This is a genomic window from Auritidibacter ignavus (assembly GCF_029853775.1).
GTDB classification, from domain to species: domain Bacteria; phylum Actinomycetota; class Actinomycetes; order Actinomycetales; family Micrococcaceae; genus Auritidibacter; species Auritidibacter ignavus.
Window position 1 is genome coordinate 2,165,648 of the sequence record NZ_CP122564.1, and the last position, 15,771, is coordinate 2,181,418.

At 62.7% G+C, this 15,771-nt stretch carries 14 protein-coding genes and 1 tRNA gene; 7 read left to right on the plus strand and 8 right to left on the minus strand.

Annotation, left to right across the window (positions count from 1 at the left end; genetic code table 11):
- Nucleotides 1–4: 4 nt before the first annotated feature.
- Both QDX22_RS09825 and QDX22_RS09830 read right to left on the minus strand, forming a co-directional pair.
- A complete protein-coding gene (locus QDX22_RS09825; RefSeq protein ID WP_110099976.1) occupies nucleotides 5–631 on the minus strand; it encodes a hypothetical protein in 627 nt (208 codons plus the stop codon).
- Between the two features lie 56 nt (nucleotides 632–687).
- On the minus strand, nucleotides 688–1,326 hold the full coding sequence (locus tag QDX22_RS09830) for a hypothetical protein (RefSeq protein ID WP_233242769.1): 639 nt from the start codon (nucleotides 1,324–1,326) through the stop codon (nucleotides 688–690).
- 140 nt (nucleotides 1,327–1,466) lie between these two features.
- Between QDX22_RS09830 and QDX22_RS09835 the strand changes: the two genes are divergently transcribed.
- A tRNA-Lys gene (locus tag QDX22_RS09835) sits at nucleotides 1,467–1,542 on the plus strand.
- Nucleotides 1,543–1,668: 126 nt separating this feature from the next.
- Here the strand turns inward: QDX22_RS09835 and QDX22_RS09840 are convergent.
- Nucleotides 1,669–2,004 (minus strand): CHY zinc finger protein, encoded by a 336-nt coding sequence (locus QDX22_RS09840; protein WP_110099978.1) that lies wholly within the window; start codon nucleotides 2,002–2,004, stop codon nucleotides 1,669–1,671.
- A 62-nt stretch (nucleotides 2,005–2,066) separates the two neighbouring features.
- Between QDX22_RS09840 and QDX22_RS09845 the strand changes: the two genes are divergently transcribed.
- A complete protein-coding gene (locus tag QDX22_RS09845) occupies nucleotides 2,067–3,074 on the plus strand; it encodes a siderophore-interacting protein (RefSeq protein WP_110101556.1) in 1,008 nt (335 codons plus the stop codon).
- Nucleotides 3,075–3,079: 5 nt separating this feature from the next.
- On the opposite strand, the gene QDX22_RS09850 is transcribed toward QDX22_RS09845, so the two are convergent.
- On the minus strand, nucleotides 3,080–3,406 hold the full coding sequence (locus QDX22_RS09850; RefSeq protein WP_110101555.1) for a branched-chain amino acid transporter permease: 327 nt from the start codon (nucleotides 3,404–3,406) through the stop codon (nucleotides 3,080–3,082).
- A 19-nt stretch (nucleotides 3,407–3,425) separates the two neighbouring features.
- Nucleotides 3,426–4,160 carry an AzlC family ABC transporter permease gene (locus QDX22_RS09855; RefSeq protein WP_110101554.1) on the minus strand — a complete coding sequence of 245 codons (735 nt, stop codon included), beginning with the start codon at nucleotides 4,158–4,160 and terminating at the stop codon, nucleotides 3,426–3,428.
- A gap of 165 nt (nucleotides 4,161–4,325) precedes the next feature.
- On the opposite strand from QDX22_RS09855, the gene QDX22_RS09860 reads away from it, so the two are divergent.
- The 5 genes from QDX22_RS09860 (at nucleotide 4,326) to QDX22_RS09880 (ending at nucleotide 11,329) form a co-directional block, all read left to right on the plus strand.
- Nucleotides 4,326–5,255: an EamA family transporter gene (locus tag QDX22_RS09860; RefSeq protein WP_233242767.1), complete on the plus strand. Its 930-nt coding sequence runs from the start codon at nucleotides 4,326–4,328 to the stop codon at nucleotides 5,253–5,255.
- A gap of 45 nt (nucleotides 5,256–5,300) precedes the next feature.
- A complete protein-coding gene (locus QDX22_RS09865) occupies nucleotides 5,301–7,193 on the plus strand; it encodes a hypothetical protein (protein WP_110101553.1) in 1,893 nt (630 codons plus the stop codon).
- Entirely contained in the window at nucleotides 7,186–8,919 is a 1,734-nt protein-coding gene (locus QDX22_RS09870) for an HAD-IC family P-type ATPase (RefSeq protein ID WP_110101552.1), read from the plus strand. Before QDX22_RS09865 ends, QDX22_RS09870 begins: the two co-directional genes overlap by 8 nt.
- 164 nt (nucleotides 8,920–9,083) lie before the next feature.
- The gene (locus QDX22_RS09875; protein ID WP_110101551.1) at nucleotides 9,084–10,400 is read left to right on the plus strand and encodes an endonuclease/exonuclease/phosphatase family protein; all 1,317 of its coding nucleotides are present in this window, start codon (nucleotides 9,084–9,086) and stop codon (nucleotides 10,398–10,400) included.
- A 35-nt stretch (nucleotides 10,401–10,435) separates the two neighbouring features.
- Nucleotides 10,436–11,329, plus strand: a complete 894-nt coding sequence (locus tag QDX22_RS09880; protein WP_110122593.1) for a hypothetical protein — start codon at nucleotides 10,436–10,438, stop codon at nucleotides 11,327–11,329.
- Here the strand turns inward: QDX22_RS09880 and QDX22_RS09885 are convergent.
- Genes QDX22_RS09885 through pta form a run of 3 tightly spaced genes read right to left on the minus strand, consistent with a single transcriptional unit; the run spans nucleotide 11,243 to nucleotide 15,771 of the window.
- The gene (locus QDX22_RS09885; RefSeq protein WP_233242766.1) at nucleotides 11,243–12,493 is read right to left on the minus strand and encodes a DUF445 domain-containing protein; all 1,251 of its coding nucleotides are present in this window, start codon (nucleotides 12,491–12,493) and stop codon (nucleotides 11,243–11,245) included. The two genes, QDX22_RS09880 and QDX22_RS09885, sit on opposite strands and share 87 nt — an antisense overlap.
- Nucleotides 12,493–13,674: an acetate/propionate family kinase gene (locus QDX22_RS09890; RefSeq protein WP_279717814.1), complete on the minus strand. Its 1,182-nt coding sequence runs from the start codon at nucleotides 13,672–13,674 to the stop codon at nucleotides 12,493–12,495. Before QDX22_RS09890 ends, QDX22_RS09885 begins: the two co-directional genes overlap by 1 nt.
- A 33-nt stretch (nucleotides 13,675–13,707) precedes the next feature.
- On the minus strand, nucleotides 13,708–15,771 hold the full coding sequence (gene pta, locus QDX22_RS09895) for a phosphate acetyltransferase (protein ID WP_279717816.1): 2,064 nt from the start codon (nucleotides 15,769–15,771) through the stop codon (nucleotides 13,708–13,710).

The window sequence follows — 15,771 nt, forward strand, 5'->3', positions numbered from 1 at the left end:
GGGTTTAGGACTCCCGAACCAAAACTTGGCCGAGTGCGACGATGACCTGACGCACTGCTTCGAAGGCATCGCCCAGTCCCAGGGCTACTTCGCGTTGACGGTAGTAATGCCGCGCCAGCAATTCGGAGGCATCTTGGAGTCGCCAGCTCAGTAGCACTCGTTCGGCACGGTGGCCGAGGCGCTCCAGTTGAATCCAGGTGACCTCGAGCTGATCAAAATCCGTCAGTTGTGCCATGGCTGCTTTGAGCAAGTCGGATTGGCGGTCCAAGATTTCGAGGACATCCATGGCGGCGGTCGGCAGACGGTAGGACCGCGACTGATGAATGATCGATCCAACCAGGCAGGTGCGTTCGATGGCTCTGTTGAGGCCGTTAGAGATCAGGTACAGGTCTTGGCGGGGCAACGGTGTGACGAACGCGGAGCGCAAGCTGGTCAACAGGGCCATATGAAGGGAGGTGGCCCGTGAGTCGAGGGCTCCGAGCTGGGTATCGAGCTCTTCGGCGGCGTCGTGGCTGGCCCCGAAGAGCTGAGCTAATACATCCACCGACTGTTCAAAGGCGTCGGCCATGGACTCGAGATGGTCCAGTGCCGCGGATTGAGGAGAGAGCAGTCGAGTGAGAGAAGGCTTCATGTCGGCTGAGGATACCCTGTGAAGGTAAACAAGCTTATTGTGAGGCGGTCATGACGCTACGAGCGGTCATCATCGTCGAAGGCGCCGGCTCGATACAGTGAGGCCGAGGCGTCGAGTTGTTCGGCGGTGGTGAGCATTCTGCGTGAGCGTTGCACCATGGCTCGGGCCTGGGCCGGGTGACCGGCGTCCAGATGCTCGGCGTGGTGTGCCATGCCCAAACTAATAATGCGCGCGTAGGCGGCCGCACGGTTGAGAGCGACGGCAAAGTCGCCGGAATACACCCCGGTCAAAATCTGGGAGGTCAGCGTCGACAGATCCTGGGCGGTGGGTGGTTCCACGGCACCGGCAATCACCCGGGAGACCTGGGCCTGATAGCCCGCGCGGTACCAGGCGGCCCATTGTTCCCCGTGTTGCTGGGTGCCTTGCTGCAGAGCATAGAGTCGCCACAGTGTGCCACCCAGGGTATGAGCCGGAGCATCCGACCAGAGCTGGGCCAGGGTATCCATGCCCACCTCATCGACGAGATCCACCAGTTTCTCCACTGACTGGTCGTCGTCGGCGTCCGTGTCTTGCCCGCCGGTCACCAGCGCGTGGGCGAGGGACTCGGCGGCTTCAGCCACCTGTTCGGCATCCGGGCCACTGTGAATCTGGTCAAATATCTCTGGCGAATACAACACGGGTTTATGGAATGACACCGTAGCGATCCATCCTTTCGATCAGATTGACGAAACTATCGGAGGGCAGTCAGGGGCCTTGCCGAGAGTGCAACGCCGAAACCAGTTTAAAACTTCCAGACACTTTGCGTTAGACTATTCTTCGGTCTTATCCAAGACCCGGGCCTTTAGCTCAGTTGGTAGAGCATCGGACTTTTAATCCGCAGGTCGAGGGTTCGATCCCCTCAGGGCCCACCAACCTCGGCACCGAATGCCACAACAAGAGGGGTGGCTCCCCGGAACCGCATGTCCTCAGCAAACTCAGGCACCGTAACCGGCATGCTTGGGAGTGAAGTGGCCCGCCAGTGACGAATGATGGGTACCCTAAAACCCGTCAAAATACACCGCATAGTGGGAGGCGCACCCCGGGTTGAACAGCGACCCACAGTCCGGACACCGGCTGGCTTCGGTATATTGCGCGACGGTCATCAGCTTCGCGCAGACACCGCACAGTACGGCAGGTTCGTCGAAACGGTTGCGCGGCCACGGTTGCCGGGCGTGATCAACGGTGTCGTCGTGGCACTGGAAGCACGGCCAGAAGGCCTCGTCGCAGCACCCGAAGCGTAGTGCGATGATGTCGAGGTCGGTGTGATAGTGCACGCACCGGGTTTGTTCGTCGACCATCGGACCGCGGACGTGCTCACGGGGATCACAGGTCATGTTCTGACCCTAGGGGCGAGACTCTTGCAGGGTCAACGTGCCAGCGGGTAAATCTTGTGAGCATGACCAACTCGCCCCAGTCTGTGACGGTGTTCTTTCCGGTGGTCGTCTCCGGTGTCGCTCGACTCAGTCCGTCGTTTGTGCGCGTTAGTTTCAGCGCTGATACGGATCCGAGGGCACTGGCCGGGGGGTATCGGCTAGCCGAGTATGGCGACCCCGGTTTTGACCAGCGGATCAAGATTTTCTTCCCGCAAGAAGGGGTGGCAGATCCCCGGGAGTCCTTGGCAACGATTCCCACCGGCGAGGGGTGGTTTGCCGCCTGGCGCCACCTTGACCCGGACCATCGTCCGACGATGCGCACCTACACCACCCGTGCGGTCCACCGCGATGCCACCACGGGTGAGGTCGTGGTGGATGTGGACATGGTCTATCACGATCCGCTCGGGCCAGCCGCCCGCTGGGTCCGTGACGTGGCGGTGGGGGACCCGGTGGTATTGCTGGGGCCGAATACCGATCACCCGGGGCCATTGACCGGCATGGATTTTGTGCCGCCGGCCCAAACCGACCGGTATCTGATCGCCGGGGATGAGACCGCGGTTCCGGCCATTGCTCGCATTCTGGAGGACCTGCCGTCTTACGCGCGCGGTACTGTCGTGGTGCAGGTCCCGCATCCCGAGGATGCGGGTTGTGTAACCTGTCACCCCGGATTTCAGGTGCACCTCGTCACTGTGGCGGAAGAGCAACCGGCTGGGTCTTCGCTGTCTGATAAGACGGTGGCGGTAGCTCGCGAGCTGGTAGAGCAGATCGGGGACCGGACGGCGGTGGAACTGACCACTTCAGACCTCGTTGACGACGCGGACGAGCTCACTGGTGATGAGCCGGTGGTATGGGTGGTACCGCGTACCGCCAGGGGTGGGGCGGCGCTGAAATATACCCCACTCTACGTCTGGTTGGCCGGTGAAGCCGGCACCATCACCACGATCAGACGTCAGCTGGTCACTGAGCTGGGCATTGACCGACGTTCGGTGGCCTTTATGGGCTATTGGCGTCGCGGACGAGCGGAGAGTTGAGCCTGCTAGACAAAGTTGACCAACAGCACGTAGCTGATGGTCCCGCACGCGATCGAGATCAGGGTCTTACGCCCAAAAAGCAGGTGGGAGGCCACCGTTACCCCAGCTGCGATGGTGGGTTTCCACCAGCGCGCCGGGTCATCGGTGATGGTTCCGGTGAAGATGGACAAGGCCAGAATCAGCAAGATGCCGGCCGGCATCCACAGGGCCATGATCGCCACGAGTTGGGAATTGCGCAGTGGCCTCAGCAATGCGAAAGGCAGCGCTCGCAGGGTGAACGTGATCGCCAAGATCACCACGAGGAGCCCGATGAGGTATCCGGTCGGTGGCATCGCCTCGCCGGTAAGGAGGTTACTGGCTAACAAAGCGGTCACCTCGTCGGGTTTTTGCGACTAGGTAGCGGATGATCAGTAGCATCATGAACGTGATCAGAGCCGTGAACAGCATCTGGTCGGGGGTGATCAGCATCGCGACGGCGAAGGAGGTCCCGGCCAGTAACAGTGAGGGCACCTGGGCGGTTGAGCGCACCGCATCCAAGGTGAGCGTAATGAACAGCGCACACAGCGCGAAGTCGAGCCCGGCGATTTGGCCGGGAATCAGAGCACCCAACAGGGCTCCGGTGAGCCCACCGACAACCCAATAGATCTGCAGGCATACTTCCAGAGCGATCAGTCGTGGCCCGGTCCATCCGGTGGGATGGGCGACGGTGATGGCGTAGGCCTCATCGGTCATCGCATACATGGCATAGATCTTGGCCACCGGATTTTTCACCACGTGCAGTGGGAAGGAAAAGGCGTAGAACACGTGCCGAAAGTTGACGAACAGGGTGGTCAGCCCCACGGTGAGCAGTGCGGTGGTGTTGACCAGCATCTCGATCATGAGAAATTCCAGCGACCCGGCGTATCCGGTCAGCGACAGCGCGGGGGCGACCCAGGCAGCCAGACCGGATTGGGTCACGAGTAACCCGAAGGCCATGCCCAGCGGAAACAGGCCGAAGCCAACCGCCACCGAGAGTCGGGCACCCTGGATGATCTCGGCCCCGGTGCTCGGGTTCGAGTCAGTGGATTCGTGGCCGGTGGTGCTCATTCCAATATCGTGTCACATTGACCACATCCGATACCACCGTTCCCGGGTAGGCAAGGGGACATAATAGGTCATCTAGCGGGGTGGTTTCGCGCTCGTGCGAGGGCTTCGATAGATTCGAGACGCACCTATGACGCCGCAGGCTCACACCGAAGGAGGAAATCGACCGTGCCCGTCTCCCCACGCAATGACGCTGTTCGTCCCTCGGGGATCCTCATGGTGTTGGGGTCGTGCTCCTCCCTGCAGTTCGGTGCCACCGTGGCGATGCAACTGTTCCCTGCGATCGGCTCCTGGGGCACGACCACATTGCGTTTGGCGCTGGCCTGTGTCATTCTGTTGCTGGTCTTGCGCCCTCGGTTCTGGGGGTGGACGAAGACGCAGTGGACCTCGGTGATCTGGTTTGGGCTCGCCCTAGGCGGGATGAACGGCTTCTTTTACTCCGCGATCGATAAAATCCCGCTGGGTGTGGCCGTGGCCTTGGAATTCACCGGCCCCCTGGTGCTGTCAGCCATCATGTCGCGGGCCCGTCGCGACTTGATCTTTGTTGGTGCCGCAGCCTTGGGCATGGTGCTGCTCGGGGTGGAGTCCAGTTTTGGTGCGGCAAGCTTCGACCCGCTCGGGGTGGCCTTCGCGTTGATCGCCGGTGGATTCTGGGCGTTTTACATTATTTTCTCGGCCCGCACCGGCCAACTGGTGCCCGGTGGCGGAGGCCTGGCCGTGGCGATGGGGATCGGTGCGCTGGTGGTGTTGATTCCGGGTGCGCCCGGAGTCGCCGAAACCGCGGTTCGCCCGGAGCTGTGGCTGTTGGTGCTCGGTACGGCACTGTTGTCCTCGGTGGTGCCCTATTCGCTGGAATTGGCCGCCCTGCGGCGGATTCCGACGCCGGTGTTCTCGATCTTGCTGAGCCTGGAGCCGGTGGTGGCTGCGGTGATCGGTTGGTTCATGCTGGACCAAACCTTCGGCTGGTTGCGCGCGGCTGCCTTTGGTCTGGTGATTGTGGCTAGTGCAGGCATTACGCGCAGTCAGGCCCGGCCCCGCCCGGAGTCCTTCGATGAGGAGAAACCGGTATCGCGCCATCGCGGTGGTGAAACAGCCTAGACTAGTGCTGGAGTATGCCGTGACTGTGCCCATCGAAAGATCGTTATGACTGCCACTTTGCCACCTGCCCGCTACCGTCGCGGCGCTGTGTGGGTACTGGTGGCCGTGATGACGCTGTTCACGGTGGTGCTTTCTGCCTGCGGGGTCAGTGTTGAATCCCAGCTGGAGTATCGTCAGGACGGGAGCGGTCAGCGCATCCTCCAGGTCGAGATTCCGGACGAGGTGTTTGACGAGACCGACCCGAATCAACGACAGGTCATCGAAGATAGTATTGAGACCCATCGCCCCGACCCGCTGATCTTTGACGGGATTGCCCACAACCCTGGCACGAGCGCGGTGGCAGAATTCCGCCTGGATTTCGCTTCCCTGGATGACTATCAAGGCCAGGTCAATCAGCTCCTGCACGCCTCTGACTACGCCGGTAGCACCGAGATCGAGGCCGAGATCTCTCACGGCACGCTCACCGACACCTGGGACATCAACGAGCCCTTTACGGTTGCGGATCTGCTTGGCTGGCTACCGGCTGGGCTGGAAGCCGATGGCGTGGTGACCGGCTCGCAACGCCAACAACTCGCCGACGGGTTGCAAAATGGGGCCACCAATGAGCTGGTGATCGACGGGGAGCAGTACGCTTCCGAGGATGACCAACGCCTGCAGGTCAGCGGGGAAGAGTCCTTCGGCTATGACCGGGTCGAGGTGGATCTGACGGTGACCGAATCCGGACCCATCGTCGGTGAGATCCGGCTACACGGTGGCTCCGGGGGAGAAACCGGCGACCAGCGACGCGCTGAGTTCCTCGACCAAGCGCCCGAGCGGCTCGCCATGGACGGGGTCTCTGATGTGCATCTCGAACACGGCCACGACCAGCTACGTTTCACCGCCGCGGACTTGTCGACCGCCGGTGAACTCGTGGCAGAGTTCGTGGGTAACGCCGAACTGGGTCTGCAGGTCAGCGACCAGGCAGTGGATGACAACCATTCCGAATTCACCGTGACCGGCCAGAATATCCAGTGCGGTAGTACGTGTCAGGCCTCCGAGAACGCGGTGACGTTCTCGCTACGGCTACCGGCCGACTACCGGCTACAGTCCGATACCTCCACCTCAGCCAGCAGCACCGAGCTGTCGGGAGACTTTAGCCAGGTCTATCTGCGGGAACGCATCGTGGAATCCCTCCACGTGGAGACCTCACTGGGCATGACCGGGTCGGTGGACCAACGCTACGAGCTCACCTTGGTCGAGGACCCCAGCGACTCCGGGGTCCAACACCTGAAAGACGCCCTGGAAGCCGTGGCGCTGGACGAAGAACACCGAGACGGCCAGACCCTGCTGAGCTTTAGCCTCGCCGGATCCGACGCCGCACAGCTGTCGGAACGGCTCGAAGAGATTGCCCCGGGTGCCCACCTGTCCCGCCAGAACGACGCCGGGCTGATATGGCCCAACTACACGCTGCGCGCAGACCTCTGCCCACTACTGGGCAGCATTCCGGCCGGGGTTGAGCAACCAGTGACCCACACGGTGCGCCTGCCGTGGATGCACCGTAGCGTGACCGTTGATGACCAGGGGTCCGAACAGGGGGCCGAGATCGAGCTGACCGGTGACCAGGCGCTGACCTTCACCGCCGGACTGACCGGCCCCACGGTTCTGGGGGCGACGTTACTGGTGGTCATCGCGGTGTTGGTCCTGGTTGCGGTGATTCTGCCACTGATCATTACCACCATCCGGTCACGTCGCGCCCGCCGAGCGGCCGAAACCCGCCCCATGGTGGATCCTGGTCCACCGCTGATGGCAACAGCGAATACGACCGGGCCGACCAATGCAGGCATCACCACACCGTTGGTGCAACGGCCCTATCCGGACGAACAATATCCCGACACTTCACTACCCGACCCCGCGCGGCTCGAGCAGTTCGACGATGAGAAGGGCGACGATCGTGGCTAAGTCTCCGCAGTTGGTGCCGGAAGCACTCGAAACTCCCGGCGAGCTCACCTCCCGCCGGCCACTGAAGGACCCCGCAGTGATCATCGCGATCATCACCGTCGCACTTGCGGTGCTGGCCGGCGTGAGCCAGCTGATGGCCGAAGTCACCGCAGCGTCCGGGTGGAACGTGGCCAGCATCGTGGCCTCGGTGGCCGGCATCTTGCTGGCCGCGACCCGTTTTGCGGTCTCAGCTGCCGCCCATGGTGTGGTGGGGCGACTTACCGACGATGTGCTGGCAGCCCTGGCGGTCATCCTCTGCGCTGCCGCCGGTGAGCCGGTGGGTGCGGTCTGGCTGACTGCCGGCTATTTGGTGGTCCGGACCTTTCTCTTACGTCGGTGGGACCACGTGCTGGTGCACTTCCAACGCCTTGCGGACCTTGAATCCCCGGGTCCGGATCACACGGTGGTCACTCGGGCACAGCTTAAACGTTCCCGCGTGGTGCGACGAGTCGACCGATGGGCCGAACGCGCCCGTCGGGTGGCCGTGATGTTGGCAGTCGTCATCGTGCTGTGGGGATTCTGGATTGAACACCCCACCTTTTGGGCTCCGGTGGCCAGCGTCGTGCTCCTGGTGCTGTCCCCGGCGGCGATCACCGCTGCCAGCTGGCTTCCCGCCCTGACCTTCATGGCCCGGGCCGCCGAAGCCGAGGTCCTGGTTCGCTATCAGGCGGCCGTGACCTCGCTGGCCACCATCCGTAACCTGGGGTTGGATAAAACCGGTGCGCTGACCTCACTGGAACCCACCGTGGTGGAGGTCGTCGGCTCCGACCGGGCCGAGGCGGACCGAGTGCTGGCGCTGGCTGCCGCGGTGGAACAACACTCCGTGCACCCCCGCGGTGCCAGCATTGTGACCCACTTCCGTCAGACCAGCTCTGCTCTACCCAGCACCGCCCAGCCCGAGCTCTGGCCGGCTACAGAGGTGGTCGAGCACCCCGGCCGCAGTATTGCCGGGAGCGTGACCACCCCGGAGGGCTCCTCAGTCTTCGTTCAGATCTCCTCACCACGCTGGGTGCGCGCCGGCGCGCTCGGGACCGAGATCGACCGACTGCAACACGCCAATTACACCGTCGCGGTGGTCTCGGCCGACCAACGCCCGATCGGGGTGATCGCCCTGACCGACACGTTGCGCGAGGACGTACCGGAAACTGTGGCCGAACTGCACGAGCTGGGCTGTCAGCTTACGGTGCTCACCGCCGATAACCAACGGGCGGCCCAACAACTGGCCAGTGCCGCCGGAATCACCGACGTTCGTGCCCAGCAACGCCCCGAAGAAAAAGCCGTCACGATTGCGGCCCTGCGCGAACACGCCCGCACCGGGATGATCGCAGCGTCGGTGACCGATGCGCCGGCCCTGCGGGCAGCCGAAGTAGGACTCGATGTCGCCACCGACCCGATTCGCCCCGATCCCCACGCCCCGGTGTCTGAGGGCATTGATATTCACCTGGGGCCCAGCAACCTGCGATTGGTCCCCACCCTGATCCGCATGGCGCGCGCCATCCACCAACGGACCCTGCGGAATCTCACGGCGACGATCGTGGGTGTGGCGCTGTGTCTGCTGGGGGCCGTGAGCGGGTTGGTGCCACTTCCGGTGATCACGGTGGTCTATGTGGCATATTCCGTCTGGGTCTCGCGTCGTAGCTTAAAGATCACAAATTGGTCACAATATTCCGGAACCACAAGACGCTAAAGAAGTGTTGTGGATCATAATAGGTGTATCGAGGGTCAGTGCATCGGCGTGACAGTGCCCCAGGTATCTCGTACTGCCAAATTACCTGAATTGTCACAGGATTAACGGCAGGTCACAACTTCATCACTGCCCCTTGCACGCTCCTGGTGGGTCCGTAGACTGAAATGGTGCCTACCCATCACGCCACCAAACTCGGCAGAGTCATCAGCGCCGCTGTCGTAGCGGCTGGGCTGACTCTGTCTGTTGGCGTGCCCGCGTCCGCGTACTATCAGACGCTCGAGGCCGAAGATCTAGGTACCGGATATGTTCCGGCCCAGGATTCCTCCGATGTGCGGGTGGCAACCTTTGATGTGAATCTGGTGGGCTCCTCCTCGGGTGAGCTCACCGAACGGCTGTCCACGCCCGGGGATCGGGATGCCTCCCAGGTGGCTCAGATTATTCAGCGAGTCCGCCCCGAAGTCATAGTCGTGACCGGTTTTGATACCGATGCCGATCAGGCCAATGCGGAGGCCTTTAGTACCAATTATCTCGCAGTGGGCTCCGGCGAGTACGATGGCATCGACTACCCCTATAGCTATGCCGGGCCGGTGAACTCCGGCGTAGACTCGGGCGCAGATTTGGATCAGGACGGCACTATTGGTGGCCCCGGCGACGCGTTGGGCCATGGTGAGTACCCCGGCCAGGGCGGGATGGTCATCTACTCCCAGTACCCGATCGACACCGACAATATTCGCACGTTTAATAACTTGTCCTGGACTGAGGTTCCCGACTCGAAAATTGCTCAGACCGGTTACAGCGAGAACGAAAAAGATCTCGTGCCCTTAACATCGGTGGGCGCCTGGGATGTACCGATCAGTGTGCACGGGCGTCCGCTACACGTGCTAGCCTCTGCTAGCGCCGAGGCCAGTCGCTCCGAGACGCATGCCTACCGTCAGGACGATCAGGTCGGCTTCTGGGCTGATTACGTCGGTGACGAACAGCCCGATGAGCAAGCTGATGGTGCCAACGACGGTGCTGGTGCAGACGATCAGGACTACATCACCGACGATGAGGGAACCTCCGGTGGGCTCGATGACGGCGCGCGCTTCGTGGTGGCCGGTCAGCTGACCCCCGGAACTGCAGAGTCTCGAGCCGAAGATTCTGAGACGATGTCCCAGTTGCTGGACGTCGACCGTGTGACGGACCCGGAACCCACCTCCTCCCGGGATTCCCAACAGGCCACCGAAGATGTCGCCACGCACACGTGGTTGAATCCGGACCCTGCGCCGGGCGATCCCCGATCGGCACGCACCGATTACATTCTGCCTTCGGAAGAACTCCCCGTGACAAATTCCGGCGTCTACTGGCCGGCCTCCGGGCAGGACGGGGCTGAACTGGTCGGTGGTACCGCCTCGTTGTCCGGTCTGCTCTCGAAACTGTCCCGTCAGCCGGCAGCCACCGATCATCGCCTCGTCTGGGCCGATATCAACCCCCAGCCCTAGTTTTCACCGTTACCGACAGTCGGTAAGCTACAAGAATGATCAAGTCCCGCACCGCGCGCACCGTCGGCACTACATTCCTCTCCGAGAAGGCTCTCACTTCCGCGGTCCATCGCGCCGTGGACCGTCAGGGCAATCCCACCCCGGGTTTTCAGCGCGCTGTGCTCTCAGCCCTGACCGTCCAACGTCCGGTGGTGCTAGCCAATCTGCGCCGATTGCGTCGCCGGTACCCCGAGGCCACCCCGGCCGAACTGGCCGATAAAATCACCGTGTTGTACCTGCGGTCACTGACCACTACCGGAGCAGCTGCCGGGGGAGCCGGCGTCATCCCTGGTATCGGGACCCTGGCTACCCTGGGCATCTCCGCAGCCGGTGCGCTGGGCTTCATTGAGCTCACCGGACTATACGCCCAATCCATTGCCGAGCTCAACGGTGTGCCGACCGGCGATGATCAGCGCGGTCAAGCACTGGTGATGGCGATCATGCTCGGCGACGACGGCCGCCGCATTTTGGCCGCCTCCCTGCACCAGCAATCTCCGGAGATCGACGCCGGACTGAGCGGGATGGCCTCGGCCTCCTGGATCGTCACCAGCCTGTCAGGGCTCACCGAGGGACTCTTCAACCGGTTGCAGAAATCCTTCTTCTCCTGGACGGCGAAATCCCAGTCCTCACACCTGTTGGGACGGCTGGTGCCCTTCGGCATTGGCGCCGTGATCGGCGGGCTGGGCAACCGCAAGCTGGCTATCCGCGTCGCCCGTCATGCCCAGCTACTCTTCGGGCCCATGCCGAGCTGGCATCAGCTGCAGGCCTGGGAACACCCGCTGGCGTTGCCGGTCGACAAGAAGCTAGCCAAAAAGCGCGGTGGCCAGGGTAAAGATGACCAATCCGGCCAGCGCGCCGATGATCGAGCCGTTAATGCGGATGAACTGTAGGTCCTTGCCCGCATAGAGCTCCATGGTGTCGGCGGCTTGGCGCCCATCCCAGCGGCGGATGGTCTCCTGAATGACATCCACCAGCTGGGGTCCATACCGCTCGGCCGCGGTCTGGGCGGCCTGTACCGCCCACTGATCCAGCGTGGTGGCCAGATGCTCATCGGTTTCCATCCGGTGCCCAAAATCGGCCACCGCTTGCACCAGTGCCCGATGCAGATCCGAGTCGGGATCGGCCAGCTGATCCAGGAGCGCCTGTTTGGCGGTCACCCAGGTGTGCGAGGCCAGTTGGGCGACATTCGGGTCCGCGAACACTCCGGCTTTCAGGTTCTCGACCTTGGCCCGCACCTGGTCATCGTGTTGCATGTCCTGGGCGAGCTGTTCCAGCCAGCCGGTGACCTGCTGGCGAAGCTGGTGGTTCTGAGAGGCCACCACCGAGCGGAGATACCCCAACAGTTCACGGTGAATGCGCTCGCCGAGTAGCCGGTCGACCACGCGTGGTACCCAGCCGGGGGAACGGTCCGCGACGGCATCAATAAAGAACTGCGGATTCTCTGCCACCCAGTCGGCGGCCCGAGAGGCCACCAGTTCCACGGCGGGCTGGTGGTGGTTTGCAGAGACGACTTCCTCGAGCACCGATCCCAAGGTCGGCGACCACTGAGGAGCAATCATGTGATCGCGCACCAGATCCGCGATCAGTTCTCGCACCTTGGTGTCATCGGTGGCCCGCAGCGTGCCCACCGCGATCTCAGCCAGCTGGGTGCCCACATCGCGGGCGTGATCGGGCTCGGCCAGCCAGGCGCCGACCTTGCGGGCCGGGCGCAGGTTGGCCAGCTTTTCGGTCATCACCTCGGATTCCAGAAAGTTCTGCTGAAAGAAAGTACCCAGCGAAACGGCCAGCTGGTCCTTTTTGCGCGGAATGATCGCGGTATGGGGGATCGGTAGCCCCATCGGACGCCGAAAGAGCGCGGTGACCGCAAACCAGTCGGCCAACGCGCCCACCATGCCTCCCTCAGCCGCAGCGCGCACATAGCTGAAGGCCGGGTGGCGTTCTTGCAGGATGAAGGCGATCACGAACACGATCGCTAACACGACCAGCACACTGGTGGCCACCAGTTTCATCCGGCGCAATCCGGCCCGACGGTCGGCTTCGGTGACTCCCGCCACTAGAACCCGGGACCCTGACCCCAGGCCTGTGCTGCGTCGACGACCTGGTAGGTCTTTTGGGCGATCGCCATTTCCTCATTGGTGGGGATCACCGCGACCTTGATTGCCGAATCCTCGGCCGAGATCAGCCGCGGTTCGGAACCGGTGACCAGATTCAGCTCGTGATCGTAGGTAATGCCCAACACTTCCAGCCGGTCCAGCACGCGGGCCCGGAACGGGGCGGAGTTTTCACCAATGCCGGCGGTGAAGGTGATCGCCTGGGCGCCACCGACGGCGATGTGATAGCCACCGATGTACTTGGCCAACCGATAGCTGGCCACATCCAGGGCGGCCTGGGAGCCACGGTGACCGGCATCGGCGGCGTGGAGCACTTCGCGCATATCGGTGTGGCCGCTGATCCCGTACAGTCCGGATTCGTTATTGAGTACCCGGTCGACTTCCTGGGCGGTAAAGCCATGGGAGGTCATCAGGTGAGTCACGATCGAGGGGTCGAGATCGCCGGAGCGGGTTCCCATCACCAGACCGGCCAGGGGCGTGTAGCCCATGGAGGTATCCACTGATCGGCCCCCACGGATCGCGGTGGCCGAGGCACCATTGCCCAGGTGCAGAATAATGCCGTTGAAGTTGTGGCGGGGCACCCCGATCAGCTCGGCGGTCAGGCCGGTGACCAGATCGTGACTGGTGCCGTGGAACCCGTAGCGACGAATACCGTAATCGGTGTACCAGGATTCCGGGACCGCATACCGCCAGGCCTCGGCTGGCATCGAGGTGTGGAAGGAGGTGTCGAAGACCACGACCTGCGGGATATCCGGCCACTTTTCCCGCATTGCGCGCAGTCCGGCTGCCGAGGGCGGATTGTGCAGCGGAGCCAGCGGGGCGAGGGCATCAATGGCGCGGATGACCTCGTTGGTGACCAGAGCCGGGGCCTGGAAACGCTCACCACCGTGGACCACACGGTGACCGGCGGCATCGATGGTGCGACCGTCGAGGACGTCCTCGAGCTGTCCCGAGACGATATCCAACGCCTGAGCATGATCGGAAATATCGGAATCGGGCTGGCCGATCCGTTCAATAATGCCCTCGGCCAGCACCGGCTTCTCGGTATCCGCGCCGGACTCATCGAGTTCACGGACCTGGTATTTCAGGGAGGATGAGCCAGAGTTAATAACCAAAATCAGCATGGTGGGGTCTTCTCCTATCGGGCGCGGGATGAGTTAGTCGCGAGCCTGTGCTTGCACGGCGGTGATAGCGACGGTGTTGACAATGTCCTCCACGGTGGTGCCGCGGGAGAGGTCGTTGACCGGCTTATTCAGGCCTTGCAGTACCGGGCCGACCGCCACGGCACCGGAGGACTGTTGGACGGCCTTATAGGTGTTATTCCCGGTGTTCAGATCCGGGAAGATGAACACCGTGGCCTGACCGGCCACATCCGAATCCGGCATCTTGGAGGCCGCCACCGAGGCCGAGACCGCAGCATCGTACTGCAGCGGGCCGTCGACCTTCAGGTGGGGAGCATGGGCGTGGACCAGATCAGTGGCCTCACGGACTTTATCCACGGCCTCACCGGATCCGGAGGTGCCGGTGGAGTAGGACAGCATCGCCACCCGGGGCTGAACCGAGAATTGCTCGGCGGTGGTCGCCGAAGCGATGGCAATATCGGCCAGCTGTTCGGCGTTCGGAGTGGGATTGACCGCGCAGTCGCCGTAAACTAGCGCCCGGTCGGGCAACAACATGAAGAATACCGAGGAGACGATTGAGACCTCGGGGCGGGTCTTGATGAATTCCAAGGCCGGACGGATGGTGTGGGCGGTGGTGTTGGCCGCACCGGAGACCATGCCGTCGACCTCGTCGAGGTGAACCATCATGGTGCCGAAATAGGCGCCATCGAGCATAACTTCCTGGGCACGGTCGAGATCTACGCCCTTGTGGGCCCGCAGGCGCGCGTATTCTTCGGCATAGCGTTGCCGGTCCGGGGATTCGGTCGGGTCGATCAGCGTAATCTCATGCAGGTCCACGCCCTCGGTGGCGGCCAATTCCTGGATCTGGTCGACATCGCCGAGGATCACCAGATCACACACATTGCGACGGTGCAGGATCTCAGCGGCACGCAGAATGCGGGGATCGTGTCCTTCCGGCAACACGATGCGTTTGCGGTCGGCCACGGCCCGTGAGATCAGCTGGTGCAAGAACCGCACCGGGGTCATTGCCGAGGAGTTGGTCAATTCCAGTCGCTCCAGCAACTCGTCACCATCGACGCGTTCGTGCCACGCCCCCAGGGCGGCAGCGATTTTGCGCGGCTGGGCGCTGGAAAGCTCGGCGCGGACCCGGGAGACCGCGGTGGTGGTGCTGAATGTGTCGCCGAAGGAGGCAAAGATCGGGAAGGGCGCGTTGGCGTACATCTTCTGGATCTCAGCCCGTGGCAACATCGAGTTGGTCAGGATCATGCCCGAGGGGACCGGGAATTCGGGTACCAGCGCGGAGGCCATGGTCGCCAGAATGGCATCGGAGCGGTCCCCGGAAACGATCACCAAAGCGCCCTCGTTGAGAATGCTCAAGAAGTTGCCGCCTTCCATCGAGACGGCTTTGACCTCGGAAACATCGCGCTGGAACTGATCAGACCCGCTAATGTGCTCGAGGTTTAACGCCTGGGCGATCTCAGCGATCGAGGGCAACGTGAGTTCGGGAAGCTCCGGGACGAGGTAGACCTTGGCCTGGGACTTCCCCGGACGGAGCGAGGACTCGATGGCTTCCAGTTGGTCGGGGTTGGCGCGGTTGACGATCACCGCCATGGGCTCGGCGCCAGACTCGTTGATGGTGGTCCGGGTGAGCTCCACCGCACTGGAGACGCCCTCCGGGCTCAAGTCGGCGCCAGAGACCACGGCCAGCACCGGGATGTTGAGGTTCAGTGCCAGCCGGGAGTTCAGTTCGAGTTCGAGGGCGGAGTCGGCCTCCACGAAATCGGTGCCTTCGACCACGACCACGTCGGCGGAGATTTGCTCGAAAATATCGACGCACCGAGCGAAGATCTCGTCTTCTTCTCCGGCGGCGACCAGCTCACGGACTTCAGCCGAGCTCAAACCGGCCCGGGCTTGTTCTTCACTGAGATCAAAATTCTCGCGCATCAGGTGCACCATGGGGTCCCGCTGTGGGTCTGGGGAGATGGGGCGGAAGTAGCCTAGTGAGCCGGTGCGCTTATAGATGGAGTCGGCCACCCCGAGGCTGACCAGAGATTTTCCGGTGCCGGCGGTGGTGGTGGAAATGAACAAGCCTTGGGACAT